The sequence below is a fragment of the Streptomyces virginiae genome, assembly GCF_040638905.1.
GTDB classification, from domain to species: Bacteria; Actinomycetota; Actinomycetes; order Streptomycetales; family Streptomycetaceae; genus Streptomyces; species Streptomyces virginiae_B.
In genome coordinates this window covers 50,092-68,606 of record NZ_JBEZYV010000023.1, presented here as the reverse complement: position 1 = coordinate 68,606, position 18,515 = coordinate 50,092, and the positions used below count along the sequence as shown (strand labels likewise).

Annotated in this window: 18 protein-coding genes; 9 read left to right on the top strand and 9 right to left on the bottom strand. The window is 72.8% G+C overall.

Annotated features, from left to right (window positions below; translation table 11 throughout):
* Nucleotides 1–41 precede the first annotated feature (41 nt).
* The 3 genes from AB0F82_RS26630 to AB0F82_RS26620 all read left to right on the top strand — a co-directional run bounded on the left by AB0F82_RS26630 (nt 42) and on the right by AB0F82_RS26620 (nt 2,421).
* Nucleotides 42–1,271, top strand: a complete 1,230-nt coding sequence (locus AB0F82_RS26630; RefSeq protein WP_362631898.1) for a serine hydrolase domain-containing protein — start codon at nt 42–44, stop codon at nt 1,269–1,271.
* Between the two features lie 35 nt (nt 1,272–1,306).
* A complete protein-coding gene (locus tag AB0F82_RS26625) occupies nt 1,307–1,831 on the top strand; it encodes a GNAT family N-acetyltransferase (RefSeq protein WP_362631896.1) in 525 nt (174 codons plus the stop codon).
* Between the two features lie 191 nt (nt 1,832–2,022).
* On the top strand, nt 2,023–2,421 hold the full coding sequence (locus AB0F82_RS26620) for a DUF4440 domain-containing protein (RefSeq protein WP_362631894.1): 399 nt from the start codon (nt 2,023–2,025) through the stop codon (nt 2,419–2,421).
* A 12-nt stretch (nt 2,422–2,433) separates the two neighbouring features.
* Here the strand turns inward: AB0F82_RS26620 and AB0F82_RS26615 are convergent, their stop codons facing one another.
* Nucleotides 2,434–2,724 (bottom strand): amidohydrolase family protein, encoded by a 291-nt coding sequence (locus AB0F82_RS26615; RefSeq protein WP_362631892.1) that lies wholly within the window; start codon nt 2,722–2,724, stop codon nt 2,434–2,436.
* A 434-nt stretch (nt 2,725–3,158) separates the two neighbouring features.
* Between AB0F82_RS26615 and AB0F82_RS26610 the strand changes: the two genes are divergently transcribed.
* Entirely contained in the window at nt 3,159–4,049 is an 891-nt protein-coding gene (locus AB0F82_RS26610; RefSeq protein ID WP_390074702.1) for an aminoglycoside phosphotransferase family protein, read from the top strand.
* Nucleotides 4,050–4,091: 42 nt separating this feature from the next.
* Here AB0F82_RS26610 and AB0F82_RS26605 read toward each other — a convergent pair whose 3' ends face one another.
* A complete protein-coding gene (locus AB0F82_RS26605; protein WP_356814524.1) occupies nt 4,092–4,697 on the bottom strand; it encodes a helix-turn-helix domain-containing protein in 606 nt (201 codons plus the stop codon).
* A 78-nt stretch (nt 4,698–4,775) separates the two neighbouring features.
* On the opposite strand from AB0F82_RS26605, the gene AB0F82_RS26600 reads away from it, so the two are divergent.
* The gene (locus AB0F82_RS26600) at nt 4,776–5,609 is read left to right on the top strand and encodes an alpha/beta fold hydrolase (protein WP_362631889.1); all 834 of its coding nucleotides are present in this window, start codon (nt 4,776–4,778) and stop codon (nt 5,607–5,609) included.
* A 167-nt stretch (nt 5,610–5,776) separates the two neighbouring features.
* Here AB0F82_RS26600 and AB0F82_RS26595 read toward each other — a convergent pair whose 3' ends face one another.
* The 3 genes from AB0F82_RS26595 to AB0F82_RS26585 form a co-directional block, all read right to left on the bottom strand.
* A complete protein-coding gene (locus AB0F82_RS26595; RefSeq protein WP_356814522.1) occupies nt 5,777–6,961 on the bottom strand; it encodes a cytochrome P450 in 1,185 nt (394 codons plus the stop codon).
* Nucleotides 6,951–7,658 (bottom strand): tRNA-dependent cyclodipeptide synthase, encoded by a 708-nt coding sequence (locus tag AB0F82_RS26590; protein WP_356814521.1) that lies wholly within the window; start codon nt 7,656–7,658, stop codon nt 6,951–6,953. The genes AB0F82_RS26595 and AB0F82_RS26590 overlap by 11 nt, the downstream gene beginning before the upstream one ends.
* 282 nt (nt 7,659–7,940) lie before the next feature.
* Nucleotides 7,941–8,903 carry an endonuclease/exonuclease/phosphatase family protein gene (locus AB0F82_RS26585; protein WP_362631887.1) on the bottom strand — a complete coding sequence of 321 codons (963 nt, stop codon included), beginning with the start codon at nt 8,901–8,903 and terminating at the stop codon, nt 7,941–7,943.
* Here AB0F82_RS26585 and AB0F82_RS26580 point away from each other — a divergent pair.
* Together AB0F82_RS26580 and AB0F82_RS26575 are read left to right on the top strand one after the other, a co-directional pair.
* A complete protein-coding gene (locus tag AB0F82_RS26580) occupies nt 8,896–9,096 on the top strand; it encodes a hypothetical protein (protein ID WP_362631885.1) in 201 nt (66 codons plus the stop codon). The genes AB0F82_RS26585 and AB0F82_RS26580 overlap by 8 nt on opposite strands.
* 88 nt (nt 9,097–9,184) lie before the next feature.
* Nucleotides 9,185–10,129: a TAXI family TRAP transporter solute-binding subunit gene (locus AB0F82_RS26575; RefSeq protein WP_356814519.1), complete on the top strand. Its 945-nt coding sequence runs from the start codon at nt 9,185–9,187 to the stop codon at nt 10,127–10,129.
* Here the strand turns inward: AB0F82_RS26575 and AB0F82_RS26570 are convergent.
* The 3 genes from AB0F82_RS26570 to AB0F82_RS26560 form a co-directional block, all read right to left on the bottom strand.
* The gene (locus AB0F82_RS26570) at nt 10,126–11,529 is read right to left on the bottom strand and encodes a sensor histidine kinase (protein ID WP_362631882.1); all 1,404 of its coding nucleotides are present in this window, start codon (nt 11,527–11,529) and stop codon (nt 10,126–10,128) included. The genes AB0F82_RS26575 and AB0F82_RS26570 overlap by 4 nt on opposite strands.
* Nucleotides 11,526–12,203, bottom strand: a complete 678-nt coding sequence (locus AB0F82_RS26565; RefSeq protein ID WP_356814517.1) for a response regulator transcription factor — start codon at nt 12,201–12,203, stop codon at nt 11,526–11,528. Before AB0F82_RS26565 ends, AB0F82_RS26570 begins: the two co-directional genes overlap by 4 nt.
* Before the next feature lie 64 nt (nt 12,204–12,267).
* On the bottom strand, nt 12,268–13,701 hold the full coding sequence (locus AB0F82_RS26560; RefSeq protein ID WP_390074397.1) for an MFS transporter: 1,434 nt from the start codon (nt 13,699–13,701) through the stop codon (nt 12,268–12,270).
* A 336-nt stretch (nt 13,702–14,037) separates the two neighbouring features.
* On the opposite strand from AB0F82_RS26560, the gene AB0F82_RS26555 reads away from it, so the two are divergent.
* Nucleotides 14,038–15,378, top strand: coding sequence for a phytase (locus tag AB0F82_RS26555; protein WP_362631880.1), 1,341 nt, complete (start codon nt 14,038–14,040; stop codon nt 15,376–15,378).
* Between the two features lie 155 nt (nt 15,379–15,533).
* Here AB0F82_RS26555 and katG read toward each other — a convergent pair whose 3' ends face one another.
* A complete protein-coding gene (gene katG, locus AB0F82_RS26550; protein ID WP_362631878.1) occupies nt 15,534–17,750 on the bottom strand; it encodes a catalase/peroxidase HPI in 2,217 nt (738 codons plus the stop codon).
* Between the two features lie 216 nt (nt 17,751–17,966).
* Here katG and AB0F82_RS26545 point away from each other — a divergent pair, with 216 nt between their 5' ends.
* The gene (locus AB0F82_RS26545; protein ID WP_362631876.1) at nt 17,967–18,377 is read left to right on the top strand and encodes a Fur family transcriptional regulator; all 411 of its coding nucleotides are present in this window, start codon (nt 17,967–17,969) and stop codon (nt 18,375–18,377) included.
* The last annotated feature ends 138 nt before the right edge of the window (nt 18,378–18,515 follow it).

Here is an 18,515-nt window from a genome sequence, read left to right as displayed (position 1 = left end):
GTGCATGCCTTGCCCTGGTCCTCGTACCGAAGGAGGCATTGGTGAAAACGACGCACGCACGGCTTCGCCGGGCCTGCGCGGCCACCGCCGCGGCGGGCCTGCTCCTCACCGGGGCCGTCACGGCCACCGCGTACGGCGCCCCCACTCCCGGACCGTCCGTTACCGCCACCCCCTCCCCGGACACGGCCGGGGAGTTCAAGCAGCTCACCCCGGCCGTCGCGCTCCAACTCGACGCCGCCGTCCGACAGGTCATGCGCGAGGCCCAGGTCCCGGGCGTGATCGTGGGGCTGTGGGCACCCGGCAAGGGAAGCTACGTGAAGGCCTTCGGCGTCGCCGACAAGGCGACCGGCGCGCCCATGCGGACCGACTTCAACACGCGCATCGGCAGCCAGACCAAGACGTTCACGGTCACCGCCCTCCTCCAGCTGGTCGACCAGGGCAAGGCCGGCCTCGACGACCCGATCGGCGACTACATCTCCGGCGTGCCGAACGGCGACCGCATCACCCTGCGCGAACTGGCCGGCATGCGCAGCGGGCTGTTCAACTACAGCGAGGACCCGGACTTCGACAAGGCGTTCACCACCGACCCCGACCGCCGTTTCACCCCGCAGGAGTTGCTCGACTACTCCTTCAAACACCCGGTGCAGTTCGCGCCGAACGCGGAGTTCCAGTACTCCAACACCAACCTGGTCCTGCTCGGCCTGGTGATCGAGAAAATCACCGGCCGGCCGCTCGCCGAGGTCATCGACAAGAACGTCGTGGAACCGGCGGGCCTGGGCCGCACCTTCTTCCCGACCGGCGCCGAGTTCCCCCAGCCGCACGCGCAGGGCTACACCGACCAGACCGCCACCGGCAAGGTCGAGGTGGCGACCGACTGGGACCCGTCCTGGGCCTGGGCGGCCGGGGCGATGATCTCCGACCTGCAGAACCTGCGCAGCTGGGCGCGCACCCTCGCCACCGGCACGCTGCTGACGCCCGCGACACAGGCCCAGCGCCTGAAGACCACGTCGGTCGGCATCCCCGGCGCCGGCTACGGCCTGGGCCTCTTCAACGTCCAGGGCTGGATCGGCCACAACGGGTCGCTCCCGGGCTACGAGAGCCTCGGCGTCTACCTCCCGCAGGCGCAGGCGACCATGGTCGTCATCCTCAACACCGACATCCTGCACGACGGCCAGGAACCCAGCACGCTCTTCGGCGAGGCGATCACCAGCATTGTGACCCCCGGCAACGTCTACCCCGGTCACAAGCCGTCCGAGCCGAAAAGCGGCTGACCGGGTCGGATGATCCGACTGTTAGGGTCCGAGGTATGCCCGAGCTCATCGCCCCCACCCCCCGCCTGCACCGATCCTGGACCGCCGCGCAGGAGGAATGGGGGCCCGACGCCCACATGGACGGCGCGGGGCTCGGCTCCGACGACGACGTCGACAGCCCCGAGGGCTTCGCCGCCTGGACGCAGAAGCTGCGCGGGTACGCGGACCGCTCGGTGCCGGTCGACCACGGCCGCGTCCACGCGACGTACTGGTGGATCGCCGAGGGCGACACCTACCTGGGCGCCATAGACCTGCGCCACTACCTCAACGGCTTCCTCCTCGACGCCGGCGGCCACATCGGCTACAGCATCCGGCCCTCGGCCCGCAGGCGGGGCCTCGCCACCTGGGCCCTGTCCGCGGTCCTCCACGAGGCGCGCGTCCTGGGAATGGACCGCGTCCTGCTGACCTGCGACCCGGGCAACGAAGGGTCCGTCCGCACCATCGAGCGCGGCGGCGGCGTGCTGGAGGACGTGCGCGAGACCCTGATCGGACCGAAGCGGCGCTACTGGATCACCCTCTGACCACCCCGGCCGGCCCGGGCGCACTGGCGGCCTGACCGTCCGGCGGCACGTGGGCGGCCCGTCGGCAGCACCGGCATCCCGGTGCGCTTCGGCCGACCCTGCGGGCCGTTGCCGCTCCCTGACGGCGCCGCCGCCCAGACCTGCTCCCCGGGCGATTGCGGACGGCGACCCGGCCACATAGTGTCGCGTCCATGTCCAAGGCCGAGATCGACGGGGTGACCGCCGAGTTCTTCGGCTCGTTCGACAACCGGGGCGGCAAGGCCGCCGACGTGGCCCGGATCCGCAGGCTCGCCCTGCCCGGCGCGGTGATCGTCATGACCGGCCCGCGGTTCACGGTCTACACCGTCGAGGAGTTCATCGAACCGCGCCGGGAACTGCCGGCCGGGGGCCGGCTGGTGGAGTTCTCCGAGTGGGAGACCTCCGAACGCACCGACATCTCGGGCGACATCGCCTCGAGGTTCGGCGAGTACCGCAAGTCGGGGGTGCTGGACGGCGAACCGTTCGAGGGCGGCGGCACCAAGACCATCCAGTTCGTACGCACCGCGGAGGGCTGGCGGATCGCGGCGTTCTCCTGGTACGACCGGCCCTGACCGGGCGGCCCGCTACACCCCGCCCTCCGCGCCGCCGCAGCAGCCGTCGCGGAGCATCTGGTGCAGCACCCCGCGCCAGTCGTCGGCCGCCGCGCCCGCCGGCGTCCCGTAGCCGGTGAAGGCCCGCTCCAGTACGGGGCGTTGGTGCCGGAACCCGCCGCGGAGGGTCGCGCGCACCCGGACCAGGTCCGCGAAGTCGGCGAAGGGATCGCCGTCGACGAGGGTGAGGTCGGCGATCCGCCCCGGTTCGACCGTGCCGAGCCGGTCCGCGACGCCGAAGACGCGGGCCGGAGTCCGGGTCACGGACCTCGGCGACGACCCGGTCCCCGCCCGCGGTGGCCGTCGCGGCGCCGTTGGTCGCACGGGTGAAGCGGAGTCTGACCGGGGCCGTCGGGCGCGGCCGCGCGGGCGTCCGCGGGGGAACGCCCCAGCAGTGCCGCAGCGGCGCCCGACGACGCCGCCTGGAGCACGGTTCTGCGCGCGACTCGCATCCCGACCACTCGCCTCACGTGTAGAGGTAACCGGTGACGACGGCCCGGACGGCCCGTCCGCCAGCGAACGATCAAGACCCCTTCCGGGCAACGGCGCCACGGAAGGGACCGGTCGGGACCCGCCGGGACCGCCGGGACGAGTCGGGACAGGTCGGGACGGGTCGGGACGGGCGGTGATCGGTCGGGGAAACCGTTTGACCCCGGCCGTTGCCGACGGGTCGGATGACCGTCGTGAGCACAGGACAGATGCACCCCGGGCAGTACCCGGTCGACGAACACCTCGTACGGCGGCTGCTCGCCGGGCAGTTTCCGCAGTGGGCGGGGTTGAGGGTGGAGAGGTTCCCGTCCGGCGGCACGGTCAACGCCATGTACCGGCTCGGCGAGGACATGGTCGTACGGCTGCCGCTGTACGAGGGCGGGGCCGAGGACGTGGTGACGGAACGGGACTGGCTGCCCCGCCTCGCTCCCCGGCTGCCGACGGCCGTCCCGCAGGTGCTGGGCGACGGCGAGCCGGCGGAGGGGTATCCCTGGCGCTGGTCGGTCTGCCGGTGGCTGGCGGGGGAGAACCCGGAGGCGGGGGCGCTGGGCGAGCCCGCCGCCCAGGACCTGGCGCGGGATCTGGCCGCCTTCGTCGCGGCGATGCGGAGCATCACCCTGCCCGGGGCGCCCCTGGCCCACCGCGGCGGGCCGGTCGCCTCGCTGGACGCGTCGACCCGGGCGGCGATCGGGGAGCTGCGGCTGGTCCCGGAGGAGGGCGTCGACTGCGATGCCGTGACGGCCGTATGGGAGGACGCGTTGCGGGTCCCGGAGTGGGGCGGGCCGCCGGTGTGGCTGCACGGCGACCTGATGCCGGGCAACGTCCTGGTGGACGGCGGCAGGCTGACCTCGGTCATCGACTTCGGCTGCACGGGGGTGGGGGACCCGGCGTGCGACCTGTTCCCGGCGTGGAACCTGCTGCCCGCCGCTGCGCGAGGGGTGTTCCGCGAAGCGCTCGGCGTGGACGACGCGACCTGGATCCGCGGCCGCGGACGGACGCTCTCCCAGGCCGTGATCGCCCTGCCCTATTACCGGACGACGAATCCGGCGATGGCGCGCAACGCCCGGCACGTGATCCGGGAGGTCCTGGCGGAGGGCTGACGGGCGGGGTCGGCCGGGCGGGGGAGGGGCGGTCGCGCGCTCTCAGGCGCCGCCCCTGAGGCGGTCGCGCTGGAGCTGGCGGGCGACGGCCCGGCGTACCGACGCCGGGGCCGACCCGGGGGCGGCCGGCTCCGGGCCGACGTCGAGGCCGCGGCTGATCTCGTCGTACGCGGCCCGGAAGGCGGCGGGCAGCTCCGCGGCGCCCAGCCGGAGATCCTCTTCGAGGAGGCGCCGCAGCTCGTCGGAGCTCTCCGGCGTGAACCGCTTCCGCCCCCTGGCGAGGGCGCCGACGAAGCGCGTACAGCGTGCGGCGTCCAGGGTCTCGGCGACCTCCTCCGCCAGCGCCCACAGGCGCCCTTCGAGCCATGCGGCGTCGGGCTGGTCGAGGGCGAGTCCCAGGTGCGGCGCCGGTCCGTCGGCCGCGAACCGCGTGATCTGCTTGGACACGGCGGGTTGGCTCATGTCCGTGATGCGGGCGATCTTGTCCTGCGTCCAGCCGAAGCCGGCGAACAGTTTGATCATCTCGGTGCGCAGCCTGCGCATCTCCTCACCCGCGCGGATGACCTCGTTCATCCCGGCGAGCATCCGCGCCGCCTGTTCCTCGGTCAGGGCCCCGGGCCCGTGCCGTACTCCGTCTTCCGCGTTCACAACCCGGTTATACACCCGAAGCGCACGCCCGCCATAACCGGGTTGTACAACCTGGTTATGGATGTCAGGATCCGCGTCATGCCCACATCCGCGTTCACCGCACCTGACGGAACCCTCCTCGCCTACCGCACCCACGGCAGCGGCGAGCCGCTCCTCTGCGTCCCCGGCGGACCCGCGGACTCCGCCTACCTCGGCGACCTCGGCGGCCTGTCCGCCCACCGCCGCCTGGTCGTCCTGGACCTGCGCGGCACCGGCCGCTCCGCGGTCCCGCGGGACACCTCGTCCTACCGCAGCGACCGTCTTGTCGACGACATCGAGGCCCTGCGCGAGCATCTCGGCCTCGGCCGGATCGATCTGCTCGCCCACTCGGCCGGGGCCAACCCCGCGACGCAGTACGCGGCCCGGCACCCCGACCGCGTCGGCAGGCTCGCCCTGATCGCACCCGGCACCCGCGCCGTCGGAACGGTGATCACGGGGGACACCCGGCGGGAACTCGCCCGTCTGCGCGCGCACGAACCGTGGTTCCCGGCGGCGTTCGCCGCGCTGGAGGACCTCATCGAGGGCGCCGGCGGCGACCGCGACGCCATCGCCCCCTTCTTCTACGGCCGTTGGGACGCCGAAGCGCGGCGCCACCACGCGGCGGGCCGCCCGGACAATCCGGCGGCCGTCGCCCACTTCGGAGCCGAGGGCGCCTTCGACCCGGAGGCCACCCGCGCCGGTCTCGCGGCCCTGCGCGCCCCGGCCCTCCTGCTCGCCGGGGAGTTCGACCTGAACAGCCCGCCCCGGACGGTCGCCGAGTGCGCGGAGCTGTTCCCCAACGCCACGCTCGTCGTACAGCCGGGAGCGGGCCACTACCCCTGGCTCGACGACGCCGGCCGGTTCGTGGCGGCCACCGCGGCGTTCCTGGGGTGAGCCCGCCGGCGGCGCGCGCAGCGCCCCCAGCCCGCCGCCGCCGTCGGCCGAGCCGCCCGTACGCTGCCGCCCGTACGCCCCCCGTACGCACGGCGACGGCCCCAGCCGGATTCCCCCCGGCCGGGGCCGTCTTCAACGTGCGGGCGCGCCGCCGCGCGCCGGCGCCGCTACCAGAGGACGGGGAGCCGCTCCGGCAGACGCTTCATGAAACGGGTGCGCCAGACGAGCTGGTCGAACGGCACGGCCAGCTGCAGGTTGGGCATCTTCTCCAGCAGTACCTCGATGGCGATCTCCGTGTGCCGCTTGCCGAGGGCGGTCGCCGGGCAGTAGTGCGGTCCGCCGCCGAAGGACAGGTGCGTACCCGCGTTCGCCCGGTCGATGTCGAAGACGTGCGGGTCGGTGTAGACGGCCGGGTCGGTGTTGGCGGCCTCGACCAGGACGAGCAGCAGCTCGCCCTTCTTGACCTCGACGTCGCCGAGGGTGACGTCCTCCAGCGCGAGCCGCGGCAGGCCGTCGGCGATCGACAGGTTGACCCGCAGGAGCTCGTCCACGGCGGACGGGATCTTCTCCGGGGACGTGCGCAGCTGCTCCCACACGTCGGGGTTCTGCAGGAGCGAGACGATCGCCATGGTCAGGAAGCCCATGGTCGAGATGACTCCCGCGCCGAACAGCGTGACGCCGACGGTTGCCAGCATCTCGTCCGTCAGGTGCGCGTAGTCGGGGTCCTCGCGCAGCGCGGCGAGTTCGGCCATCAGCCCGACGGTGGCCGGGTCGTCGAGGCGCTCCACCATGTAGGCCATGTCGCGGTCCCAGTTGAGCTTGGCGCCCGTGACGGGGCAGGCCGAGTTCATGAACGCGATGTCCAGGCTGGCGGCCAGGCGCGGGGCGTCGGCCTCCGGGATGCCGAGGATGCGGCAGTGGAGGTTCTCCGCGTACGGGTTGGTGAACGCGCCGCGCAGGTCGACCGGCGCACCGCTGCGCAGGATGTCGTCGACGAGGGTGTTCGCCTGGTCGCGCATCCAACCCGTGAGGTTGTCGGTCTTCGGGTTGATCGCCTTGAGCACGGCCTTGCGCAGGCCGGCGCCGGTGATGTTGCCCATGTTGTTGACGACCTCGGGCGGGATCGTCAGGGCGTACTGACGGGGCACGCCGGGGGCGGAGGTGTCCTTCAGACTGAACCGCGGGTCTTCGAGGACCTGCTTGCAGAGCGAATAGGACGAGACGAGCCACGCTTCGTCGCCGGCTATCGTGCGGACGCGCTTGACCGGTTCGTTCCGCAACTGTTCGACTTCAGCGGGGAGTTGGTCGCCGCGTGCGGAGAACGGGAAGTCGAGGAGGGTGTCAGCGGTCATCGGAGTCTCCTTCGGCGGGGGTGATGATGGCGTGGCCCTGGTTGCGTGAGGCACGAAGCCCCGAGCCGCGCGAGTAGAGCAGTTCCGCCATGGGCAGGAGCTGGTGGTAGCAGTTGAGGGAGGACGGCACGCCCAGGATGGCGGGCGTGTCCAGGAACAGCGGCGCCTCGGCGCAGACGTATTCCAGGCAGACCTCGCGCTGACGGGTGGTGGCTGCCTTGCCGTTCAGCACCTTCGAGGAAAGGAACGCGTCGACGAGGGAGTTGCAGGTCTCGCGGAACTCCGGGTCGATGTCGAGCAGGTTGTTCAGGTGGTTGTGGAGCGTCCGGTACGCCGGGATGTCGGTGAGGGACGACATCGGACGGGCCCGGAGGCGGGTGCCGGTGGGGTCGGCTTCGGCGGCGGCGTTGTTGACCTTGGCGCGGACACCGCGCAGGTTCTTCACCGCCTTGCGGCGTGCTTCGTCCTCGCCGTATCCGAGGGCCTCGTACATCTCCGCGACGTGCATGTCGGTGTAAATGAGGTCGACCTGCGCGAAGTTGCGCAGGCCCCACTGGGCGAGGTCGTTGACCCGCTGGGCCGAGAAGTAGCTGTTGCCCGGCGAGATGCCGATGACGGCGTGATCACCTTCGTCGTTGATCACCTGGCAGTGCGGGGTGTACGGACGGACTGTGAAGACTTCGGTTGCTGTCGTCAACAGGGGTCGGGTCCTTTGCGCCGCAAGTCCCGTGGGGCCCTGTGCCCCGGGTGTGGCGGCGACGTGATGGAAGGTACCCGAACTCTGAGCGACGTTCCATGTCTTCTGGGTAGTAACTCATCTGGCGGACAGAGCAGTTGACCAGGGCATCTTTCCTCGCCCCGGGCGGGCGGCCCGATACCGGCGACCTGCTGCTCGTCCGATCCGGTCGCCTCGGGCGTCTCCTTGGACGGCTGGGCTCCGTTCCGTGCCCTGAGTGTTCATCAGGACTTGACCCGGGGCTCAGTACTCGAGTTCCGTGAGGACCGGTGCGTGGTCCGACGGACTGTCGTGCGCGGCGGCCGGACGCGCCTCTTCCACGGTCGGCAGCCGCTCGGGTCCTGTGAAGACCTTCTCCACACGGTCCAACACGCCCCGGCTCACGAGGATGTGGTCGATGAGTTCCTTCTGGCCCTCGAAGATCCGGGAGAACCCGCCCTTCTCAAGGATGTGCGGAGCGAGGTTCCACAGCCGTCTCGGGTCCCCGAGGTCGGTGTCCCTGAAGCCCCCGGTCCCGATCTGGGAGCCGGGCGGCCCGTACAGGATCTGCGTGGTGGCGGCCTCGAACGCGTCGTTGAGGTCCCCCATCACGATCACCTCGTGCGCGGCGCCGTCGCCCTGGAGCAGCCGGTCGGCCATGGCGCGGAGGGTGACGGCCTCCGCCGCCCGCCGGTACAGGGCGTACGCGGCGTAGCGGGCGCGCAGTTCCTCGTCGTCGGTGCTGTGCCGGTTGCCGGGGAAGGTCAGCAGCTTCGACTTCAGGTGGCAGACGACCACGTCGACGCTCTGCCCGGCCGCCGGACTCCACCGCACCGCCAGCGCCCCGCGGCCCATCCGCCTGATGGTGGTCCCGTCGTCCTCGACCTGGACCCGGGGCAGGTGCTCCGGGAAGGCGGTGCGGTCCTCGGTGACGGTGAGCGGCCGGCGGCTGAGGAAACCGACCCGGATGCCGCGGCGGTCGGCGTGCTTCGACAGGGCGGTGTGCCACTCGCCGTCCAGCCGCTCCACCAGGTCGGCCAGCGCCTCGGGACCGCCCACCTCCTGCACGCCGAGCAGATCGGGCGCGAGGTGGCCGACGGTGGCGGCCAGACCCTCCAGCTTCGCCTCGTACGCGGCCCGGTCCTTGGCGGCGCACCTGCCGGAGGGCGGGCTGCCGGGGGCGAGGGGGCGGCAGAGGTTCTCCACGTTCCACGTACCGATGACCACACCCACAGCGGCTCCCGCCCTCCTCGACCAGGTCCCCCGTCGCCGCCAGTCTTCCGGCCGCCTCGGCGGCAGGCGGGCAAGCGACCGGGACTCGCTCACGTGTTCACCCGATCGCCGCGCCGACGCGGCCGGCCGGTTCCGGCCGGCCGAGGAAGACGTCCCGCCCCGGGTCGAGGAGGCGTCGGTGTGGTGACAGTGCACTGGCTCGATGCCAGGGGTGAATCGTGTGCCGCATCATGGTGAGCCCGGGTCATCCCCGACGAGACCTCCGGAGGCCGGCAGTGGAAGGACCGTCGCGCCGCGCCGTGCTGGGCGCCGGGCTCGGTGCCGTCGCGGCGCCGCTCGGCGGATGCTCCGGGGCCACGGGCCCCGTGCGGCGGCTGCGGCTCGCGACGGGCCCCGAGGGCGGCCCGTACAACGCCTTCGGGAAGGCCCTGGCGATCGCCGTCGGCGCGAGCGGTCTGCCGCTGGAGATCGTCCCCGTGAGTACCGCGGCGAGTGTGAACAACCTGCGCGGCCTCGACGAGGGCTCCGCGGAGCTGGCCCTGGCCATGGCGGACACCGCCGAGGACGCGGTGCTCGGGCGCGACACCTTCACCAGGCCGGCCGCCGTGACGGCACTGGCCCGCGTCTACGTCAACTACACGCACCTCGTCGTCCCGGCGGACGGGCCGGTGCGCGCGGTGACGGACCTGGCCGGACGTCCGGTCGCGGCCGGTGCCACGGGATCGGGCGTCCGGGTGGTGGCCCAGCGGGTCCTGCGGGCGGCCGGACCGGCCGACGAGCGGCCACTGGGCCTCGCCGCGTCGGTGACGGCCCTGCGCGAGGGCACGGTCGACGCGCTGTTCTGGTCCGGCGGCGTGCCCACACCGGCGCTGGCCGCGCTGGCGCGCGAGCTGCCCCTGCGGTTCCTCCCGCTGGACGCCTACGTGGCCCCGCTGCGGGAGCGCTACGCCCCCGTCTACACGGCGGTGACCCTGCCCGCCGGGGTCTACGGGCTGCGGGAACCGGTGGGCACCATCGGCGTCGGCAACTACCTCCTGGCCCGCACCGATGTGGACGCGGGCGTCGTACGGGGCCTGCTGCGGGTCGTCTTCGACCAGTGGCGCGACCTCCTGCGGGAGGTGACGGCGGGCGCCCGCCTGGAGCCCCGCTTCGCCATCTCGACCGGCCAGGTCCCCCTCCACCCCGGCGCGGCCGCGTACTACCGCTCGGTCTACGGCTAGGCCGTGTCTCGCGGAGGCGGGAGGCGGACTTGGGCGACCAGGCCGTGCGGGGTGTTGGCGGCGAGGTCGAGGGCGCCGCCGCTGATGCGGGCGATCTCGTCGGCGATGGCCAGGCCCAGACCGCTGCCGGGGACGTTCTGGTGTCCGGGCGCGCGGGTGAAGCGCCGCAGCAGCATCCCGAGCTGCTCCTGCGGCACGCCCGGGCCGTCGTCCGCGACCCGGATGGCGGTGCTCCCGTCCGACGCGCGCGAGGCGCCTACCTCGACCCGGCCGCCGCACGGCACGAACTTGACCGCGTTGTCCAGGAGCGCGTCCAGGATGCGGCCGGCCGCGTCGGGCAGGGCGCGGGCCCACAGGCCCTCCGGGACACCGTCGGCCGTCAGTTCCAGCCCCGCCGCGTGGAAGACCGGGGTCCATGCCGTCACCCGGTCCCGTACCGCCCGTGACACGTCCTGCCGGGTCGGTTCGGCCGTGCCGGATTCGACGCGCGCCAGGGCCAGGAGACCGTCGAGGAGCTCCTCCAGGCGTTCCGCCTCGTCCAGGGCGCGGGCGTGTTCGGCGAGGCCGGGCCCGGGGGCGACGTGCGGTTCGACGTTCTCCAGCTGCAGCACCAGGGTGGCCAGGGGATTGCGCAGCTGGTGGGAGGCATCCGCGACGAAGTCGCGCTGGCGGCCGATGGAGTCGGCCACGGCCTCCGCCATGGTGTTGAAGTGCTGCCGCAGTCGGCGCAGTTCGGGCGGACCGGTGTCCGAGCCTGCGCGGGCCTGGAGGCTGCCGGCCGCCAGCCGTTCCACCGCCCGGTCCAGATCCAGGACCGGCCGCATCAGCCAGCGGGCGATCCCCGCGGCGACCAGGGCGGCCGCCGCGAAGGAGGCGAGCGCCCCGGCGGCGATGAGCGACCAGCGGACCGTGACGTCCCGGCGTGCGGCGTCGGTGGGGACCGCCAGCAGGACCGCCCCGCTGACCCGCTCGTCGCGGCCCACCGGCTCGGCGAGCACGACACTGTCCGGCCCCCAGGGGCGCAACGTCGGCAGCCGGTCGGTCGAGCGGCCGGTGAGGGCGCGGCCGCGGGCCTCCGCCGCCCCTCTCCCGTCCGCGCCTGTCTCGTCCGCGCCGGGGCCGGTCCCGGCCCGCAGCAGCGTCGCGCCCGCCGTGTCGACGACCGCCACGCCCGCCCCGTACAGATCGGCGTACCGACCGATCTCAGCCGCCAGTTCGGCCCGGTCGGCCTCGGTACGCATCCGCTCGGCTAGATCGGCGAAGCGCACGGCCTCCGAGCGCCGCTGCAGCAGCAGGTGCTCGGTCCGCCCGCGCGCGTACCCCTCGGCCAGGGGGAGGCACAGGAGCAGCGCCGCCACCCCCATGAGCACCGTCAGCACGGCGAGGAGCCTGCGCCTCACCGCTCCCCGCCGAGCTGGTACCCGTACCCGCGGACGGTGCGCACCAGCCCGGAGCGGCCGGTCTTGGCGCGGATGCCCGCCACGTGGACGTCCAGCGACCGCGAGGCGGCGAGGAATGCGTCGCCCCAGATCCGGTCCAGGATCTCCTCGCGGGAGTGCACCTCCTCCGGCCGGGCGGCGAGGAAGGCGAGGACGTCGAACTCCCGCCGCGTCAGACGTACTTCGACACCCGCGACGGTGACCGTACGGCCCGCCGGGTCCACCTCGACGTCCCCTCGGCGCACGGCCGCCGCCGCACCCGGAGCGGTGCGGTCGGCGTGTGCGTCCGTACGACGCCGTACGGTGTCGATGCGGGCCATCAGCTCGGCCATCCGGAACGGCTTGACGACGTAGTCGTCGGCGCCCGCCCGCAGCCCCTGCACGATGTCGCGCTCCTCGCAGCGCGCGGTCACCACGATCAGCGGCACGCCGCAAACGGTCCGCAGCCGCCGCAGCAGCTCTATCCCGTCCAGGTCGGGCAGCCCCAGATCGAGCAGCACGAATTCCGCCTCGCGGGTGTGGCGCAGCGCGTCCTGGGCCCGCGCGACCCGGCGGACGGTGTGCCCGCGCTGGGCGAGGGCGGTGCCCAGCGCCCGGGCCATCCTGTCGTCGTCCTCGACGAGGAGCGCGTGCATGGGGTGCCTCCTCGCGGCGGGGCGTGCGGCCCGCGCGGCCGCCGCCCCAGGCTACCGCCGCCTCTCAGCGGACGGGCTCGACGGGAGCCGCTGCCGTATCCCCCCGGCCGGCAGCGCGATCGGCGTCCGCCCCGCCGTCCGCACCGGCCTCCGCGCGGCTGAGGGCCGCGTCGCGGGTGTCCGGCATCAGCACGTAGGTCACGAGGGAGATCAGCGCGCAGCCGGAGACGTACCAGAAGAACATGGTCTCGTGACCACTGTTCTTGAACCAGAGGGCCACGTACTCGGCCGTGCCGCCGAAGAGCGCGTTGGCGATGGCGTACGGCAGTGCCACGCCCAGGGCGCGCACCCTGGTGGGGAACAGTTCGGCCTTGACCGCCGCGTTGATGGACGTGTAGCCGGTGATGATCACCAGGGCGAGCAGGGACAGGCCGAGCGCGGACCAGTACGAGGACGCCGAGCCCAGGGCGGTCATGATCGGATACGTGCCGAGGGTGCATCCCACCGCGAAGGTGATCAGCAGCGGGCGGCGGCCGATCCGGTCGGACAGCATGCCGGCGAAGGGCTGGAGCACGGCGAAGAGGGTCAGTGCGGTGAAGCTGACCAGGGTGGCCGTCGTCTTCGGCATGCCCGCGCTGCCGACCAGGTACTTGGTCAGGTAGGTGGTGTAGGTGTAGTAGGCCACGGTGCCGCCGAGGGTGAGGGCCATGACGAGGCCGGCCTGCCGCCGGTAGTGCCACAGGGCCCGCAGCGTGCCGCGCGTGCTGTCGTCGTGCGCGTCCTCTCCGGACGCAGCCTCCTCCTTGAAGGCGTCGGTCTCCTGGAGCCGGCGCCGCAGCCAGAAGACGACCACCGCGAACAACGCCCCGAGCACGAAGGGGATCCGCCACCCCCAGCTCTCCAACTGCGCGGTGGTGAGGGTGTGCTGCATCGTGATCAGGATGCCCAGGCCCAGCAGCTGGCCGCAGGTCATCGAGACGTACTGGAAGGACGAGCCGAGGCCGCGCCGGTTGCGGGCCGAGGCCTCGGTCAGGTAGGTGGCGCTGGCGGCGTACTCGCCTCCGATGCTCATCCCCTGGAGCAGGCGGGCCAGCAGCAGCACCAGCGCGCCGAAGTAGCCGGCCTGGCCGTAGGTCGGGGCCACGGCGATGAGCAGCGCGGCGACGGACATCATGGTGACGGTGAGCGTGAGCGCGCTCTTGCGTCCGTGCCGGTCGGCGGCGCGGCCGAGGATCCAGCCGCCCACGGGGCGCATCAGGAAGCCGACGGCGAAGATCCCCGCCGTGTTCATCAGCTGCGTGGTCGGGTTGTCGCCGGGGAAGAAGGAGTCGGCGAAGTAGATGGCGAAGCTGGCGTAGACGAACCAGTCGTACCACTCGACGAGATTGCCGAGCGATCCGCCGACCAGTGCCAGACGGCGCTTCGCGCGCTCGTCTCCGGGCGGCGGGGCGGGGGTCCGACCGGGCTGGGATCCGGGCGCGACGGCGGACGGGGACATGGCGGCTCCAGAGGGAAGTCCCTGAGGGGAGAGAGGGCACTGGCCCCGGCGACGGGGGAGTGTCCAGAGCATGCGGGCGTCGTCGGACCCGGACAAGCTCCGCCGCGCAGATCTAACGTTCCGCTAAGGAAGCGGGCCGGTACGGGATTTCACGGCGCGGTCATGTCCACGTCATGTCCGCTCCATGGTCCTCACCCGCGGAGGGCCCACGGTGGGGGCGGCCCGTCCGCGGAGCACCCGTGGGACCCGACTCCGCGGCCGGCCCCACCCCGTGACCCCCGTGACCCCGTGACCCACCCCGTGACCCACCCCGTGACCCCCTCACCAGGAGGCAAGATGACCGCGATCTCGAGAAGGCGGGCGACGGCCGTCGGCGTGGCCGCCGTCGTGGCCCTGGGCGTGATCGCCGTGCCGGCGCACGCCGGCGGGGACGGCGGCGCCCCGCCCTCACTGCCCCACGTGCCCGCCTCCGTCGAGACGCCCTCCCTCTTCGACGACGAGGCCGGCGGCAACGCCAACGCGGACGACCCCGCGATCTGGCGCAACGTCAAGGACCCCGACCGCAGCCTGGTCATCGCCACCGCCAAGGAGGGCGGGCTGCGCGTGTACGACCTGGACGGGCGCCAGGTGCAGTCGCTGCCCGCCCCGCCGCCGCCCCGCGAGGGGGACGCCCCCGGCCGGTTCAACAACGTCGACCTCATCGCCGGACTCCGCTTCCCCGACGGCCCCCACGACGTGGCCGTGGTCTCCGACCGGGGCCGCGACCAGCTGCGCGTCTTCCGGATCGACGCCCGGCGGACCGGCGCGCCCCTGGTCGACGTCACGGACGAGACCGCGGCCCCGCTCGTCTTCTCGACCGGTCCGGACGAGGTCGCCGACCAGCGGACCGCCTACGGCCTGGCCGCCCACACCGACCGCCGCAGCGGCCGCTCGTTCGCGGTCACCAGCCGGCGCCACGAAACCGCGCTCGCCCTGGCCGAACTCCTGCCCACCGCGCAGGGGAAGGTCGGCTACCGCACCGTCCGCACCACCTCGCTGCCCGCCGCCTTCCCGCTGCCCGACGGCAAGACCTGGACGCCCTGCGGCGAACCGGGCGAGCTGCCCCAGGTCGAGGGGATGGTCATCGACCCCGACACCGGAGACCTGTACGCGGGCCAGGAGGACGTCGGCATCTGGAAGCTCGACGCCGACCTGCGTTCGCCCGCCCGGCTGATCGAGAAGGTCCGCTCCTTCGGAGTGCCCGGCACCTGGAACCCGCAGACCGAGGAATGCGACGCGGGCGCCGACCCCGGCTACGGCGGCCGGCACCTCACCGCCGACGTGGAGGGCCTGACCATCTGGCGCGATCCCGAACACCCGCGCCGCGGGGGCTACCTGCTCGCCTCCAGCCAGGGTGACGACACCTTCGCCGTCTTCGACCGCGAGCGCGGTGACGCCTACGTCCGCGGCTTCCGCATCACCGCGGGCGGCGGGGCAGCAGCGCCCGACGGCTCGCAGGAGTGCGACGGCGCCGCCGTCACGAGCGCCCCGCTGGGCAGGAGGTTCCCCAACGGCCTCCTCGTCGTCCAGGACGGGGCCAACACCCCCGCGGGCACCGGCCCCGACGGGGAGGCCCGTACCGACACCGACTTCAAGTTCGTGGACCTGGGCCGCGTCCGGCGCGCCGTACGCCTGTGACCGGGGCCGGGCGGCCGCGCGGAACCGCGGCGGCCCGGCTCGGTAGGCTCGCCACCGCACACGACGGAAAGCGATCATGGCGGACAGCGTCCGCTCAGGCCTCCTAGGAGCGATCGGGGCCGGCCGGCACAGCCCGGCCGGCCCCGACTGCGACATCAGGCGAGGTCGAACCGGTCGAGGTTCATCACCTTGTCCCACGCGGCGACGAAGTCCCGGGCGAACTTCTCCTTCGCGTCGTCGCTCGCGTAGACCTCCGCCAGCGCACGCAGCTCGGAGTTGGAGCCGAAGACCAGGTCGGCACGGGTGCCGGTCCACTTGACCTCGCCGGTGGCGGTGTCACGGCCCTCGAAGGTGTTGGCGTCCCCGCCCGCCGACGTCCAGGTCGTGCCCAGGTCCAGGAGGTTGACGAAGAAGTCGTTCGTCAGCGTGCCCGGGCGGTCCGTGAATACGCCGTGCGCGGTGTCGGCGTGGTTGGCGCCGAGGACGCGCAGACCGCCGACGAGGACGGTCAGCTCGGGCGCGCTCAGGCCCAGCAGGTTCGCCCGGTCGAGCAGCAGGTACTCGGCGGGCAGGCGGTTGCCCTTGCCGAGGTAGTTGCGGAAGCCGTCAGCGGTGGGCTCCAGCGCGGCGAAGGACTCGGCGTCCGTGTGCTCCTCGGTGGCGTCCACCCGGCCCGGGGTGAAGGGCACCACGATGTCGTGACCGGCGTCCCGGGCGGCCTTCTCCACGGCGGCGGCGCCGCCGAGGACGATCAGGTCGGCCAGGGAGACCTGCTTGGCGCCGGAGTTGAACTCCGACCGGACGCTCTCCAGGACCCGCAGGACCTGCGCCAGCTCGTCGGGCTCGTTGACCTCCCAGCCGGCCTGCGGCTGGAGGCGTACGCGCGCGCCGTTGGCGCCGCCGCGCTTGTCGCTGGTGCGGAAGGTGGAGGCCGACGCCCACGCGGTGGAGACCAGCTGGGAGACGGTGAGGCCGGAGGCGAGCACCGCGTCCTTGAGGGCGGCGGTGTCGGCGGCGTCCAGGGGCTCGCCCTGGGCCGCGGGCAGCGGGTCCTGCCACAGCAGGGTCTCCGCCGGGACCTCGGGGCCGAGGTAGAGCGACTTCGGGCCCATGTCACGGTGGGTCAGCTTGTACCAGGCGCGGGCGAAGGCATCGGCGAACTCCGCGGGGTTCTCGTAGAACCGGCGCGAGATCTGCTCGTAGACCGGGTCGAAGCGCAGCGACAGGTCGGTGGTGAGCATGGTCGGAAGGTGCTTCTTCGACGCGTCGTGGGCGTCGGGGATGATCGCCTCCGCATTCTTCGCCACCCACTGGTGGGCGCCGGCCGGGCTCGCCGTCAGCTCGTACTCGTACTCGAAGAGGTTCTTGAAGAAGCCGTTGCTCCACTGGGTGGGCGTGGTGGTCCAGGTGACCTCCAGACCGCTGGTGATCGCGTCGGCGCCCTTGCCGGTGCCGAAGGAGTTGGCCCAGCCCAGGCCCTGCGCCTCGATGGGGGCGGCCTCGGGGTCGTCGCCGACATGGTCCGCCGGGCCGGCGCCGTGGGTCTTGCCGAAGGTGTGGCCCCCCGCGATCAGGGCCACCGTCTCCTCGTCGTTCATCGCCATCCGGCGGAACGTCTCGCGGATGTCGCGGGCCGCGGCGATCGGGTCCGGGTTGCCGTTGGGGCCCTCCGGGTTGACGTAGATCAGACCCATCTGGACGGCGCCGAGGGGGTTCTCCAGCTCACGGTCACCGGTGTAGCGCTGGTCGTCGAGCCAGGTGGTCTCGGGACCCCAGTACACGTCCTCGTCCGGCTCCCAGACATCGGCGCGGCCGCCCGCGAAGCCGAAGGTCTCGAAGCCCATCTGCTCCAGCGCCACGTTGCCGGCGAGAATCATCAGGTCGGCCCACGACAGGCTCTGGCCGTACTTCTTCTTGACCGGCCACAGCAGGCGGCGGGCCTTGTCCAGGTTGCCGTTGTCCGGCCAGCTGTTGAGGGGCGCGAAGCGCTGCTGGCCCGCACCGGCGCCGCCGCGTCCGTCACTGATCCGGTAGGTGCCGGCGCTGTGCCACGCCATGCGGACCATCAACGGGCCGTAGTGGCCGAAGTCGGCGGGCCACCAGTCCTGGGAGGTCGTCAGGACCTCAGCGATGTCCTGCTTCACCGCGGGCAGGTCGAGGGCCTGGAACGCCGCCGCGTAGTTGAACTCCTCGCCCAGCGGGTTGGCCACCGCGGGGTTCTTGGCCAGGATCTTCAGGTTCAGCCGTTCGGGCCACCACTGGCGGTTTCCGCCGCCCTGGGTGGGGTGCGCGGCCCGCTCGTGCGCCACGGGACAGCCGCCCCCGCCCTGCGCCTTGTCGTCCGTGACGATCGCGTCGTGGTTCTCAGACATGGGAATCCTTCCGTACCAGGGAGATCGCGGTGCTCAGATCGCCGTCCCGTACTCCCGCCGTTCGGGAGTCTTCCTACCTCTTGGTTATGAACGGAACCGATCCTACGATGGACCCAATCCAAGTCAAGATGAGTACCAAGCCCATATTCGATCGGATCCCGCAAGCCCGCCGGCGCACGGAGGGCAGACCGCGGAATCCTGGTTGGGGGAGCCGATATGAGTGACCTGCTGGAGCGGCTGCGAGGGCGCGGCTGGCGGCTTACGTCCCAGCGCCGGGTCGTCGCAGAGGTCCTCGACGGGGACCACGTGCACCTGACCGCCGACGAGGTGCACGCCCGCGCGGTCCGGCGGCTGCCGGAGATCTCCCGGGCCACCGTCTACAACGCCCTGGGCGAGCTCGTGGCCCTCGGAGAGGTCGTCGAGGTCACCACCGACGGCCGCGCGAAGCGCTACGACCCCAACGCGCACCGCCCGCACCAGCACCTGGTGTGCTCCGGCTGCGGCGTCATCCGCGACGTCCACCCGCACGGCGACCCGCTGGCCGTGCTGCCCACGGAGGAACGCTTCGGGTTCACCGTCGCCGCGGTCGAGATCACCTACCGGGGCCTGTGTCCGGCCTGCGCCTGACGCGGGGCCGCCACCCCTGGATTGACGTCCCGCATGCGGGGGTAGGCGCCGTGCAGAACCGGGCGAGCGACGCCGGAACGACCTCGGCGGACGCGGCCGATCACCGGTCGCGGAGCGCGGAGGGCAGCAGGACGAAGG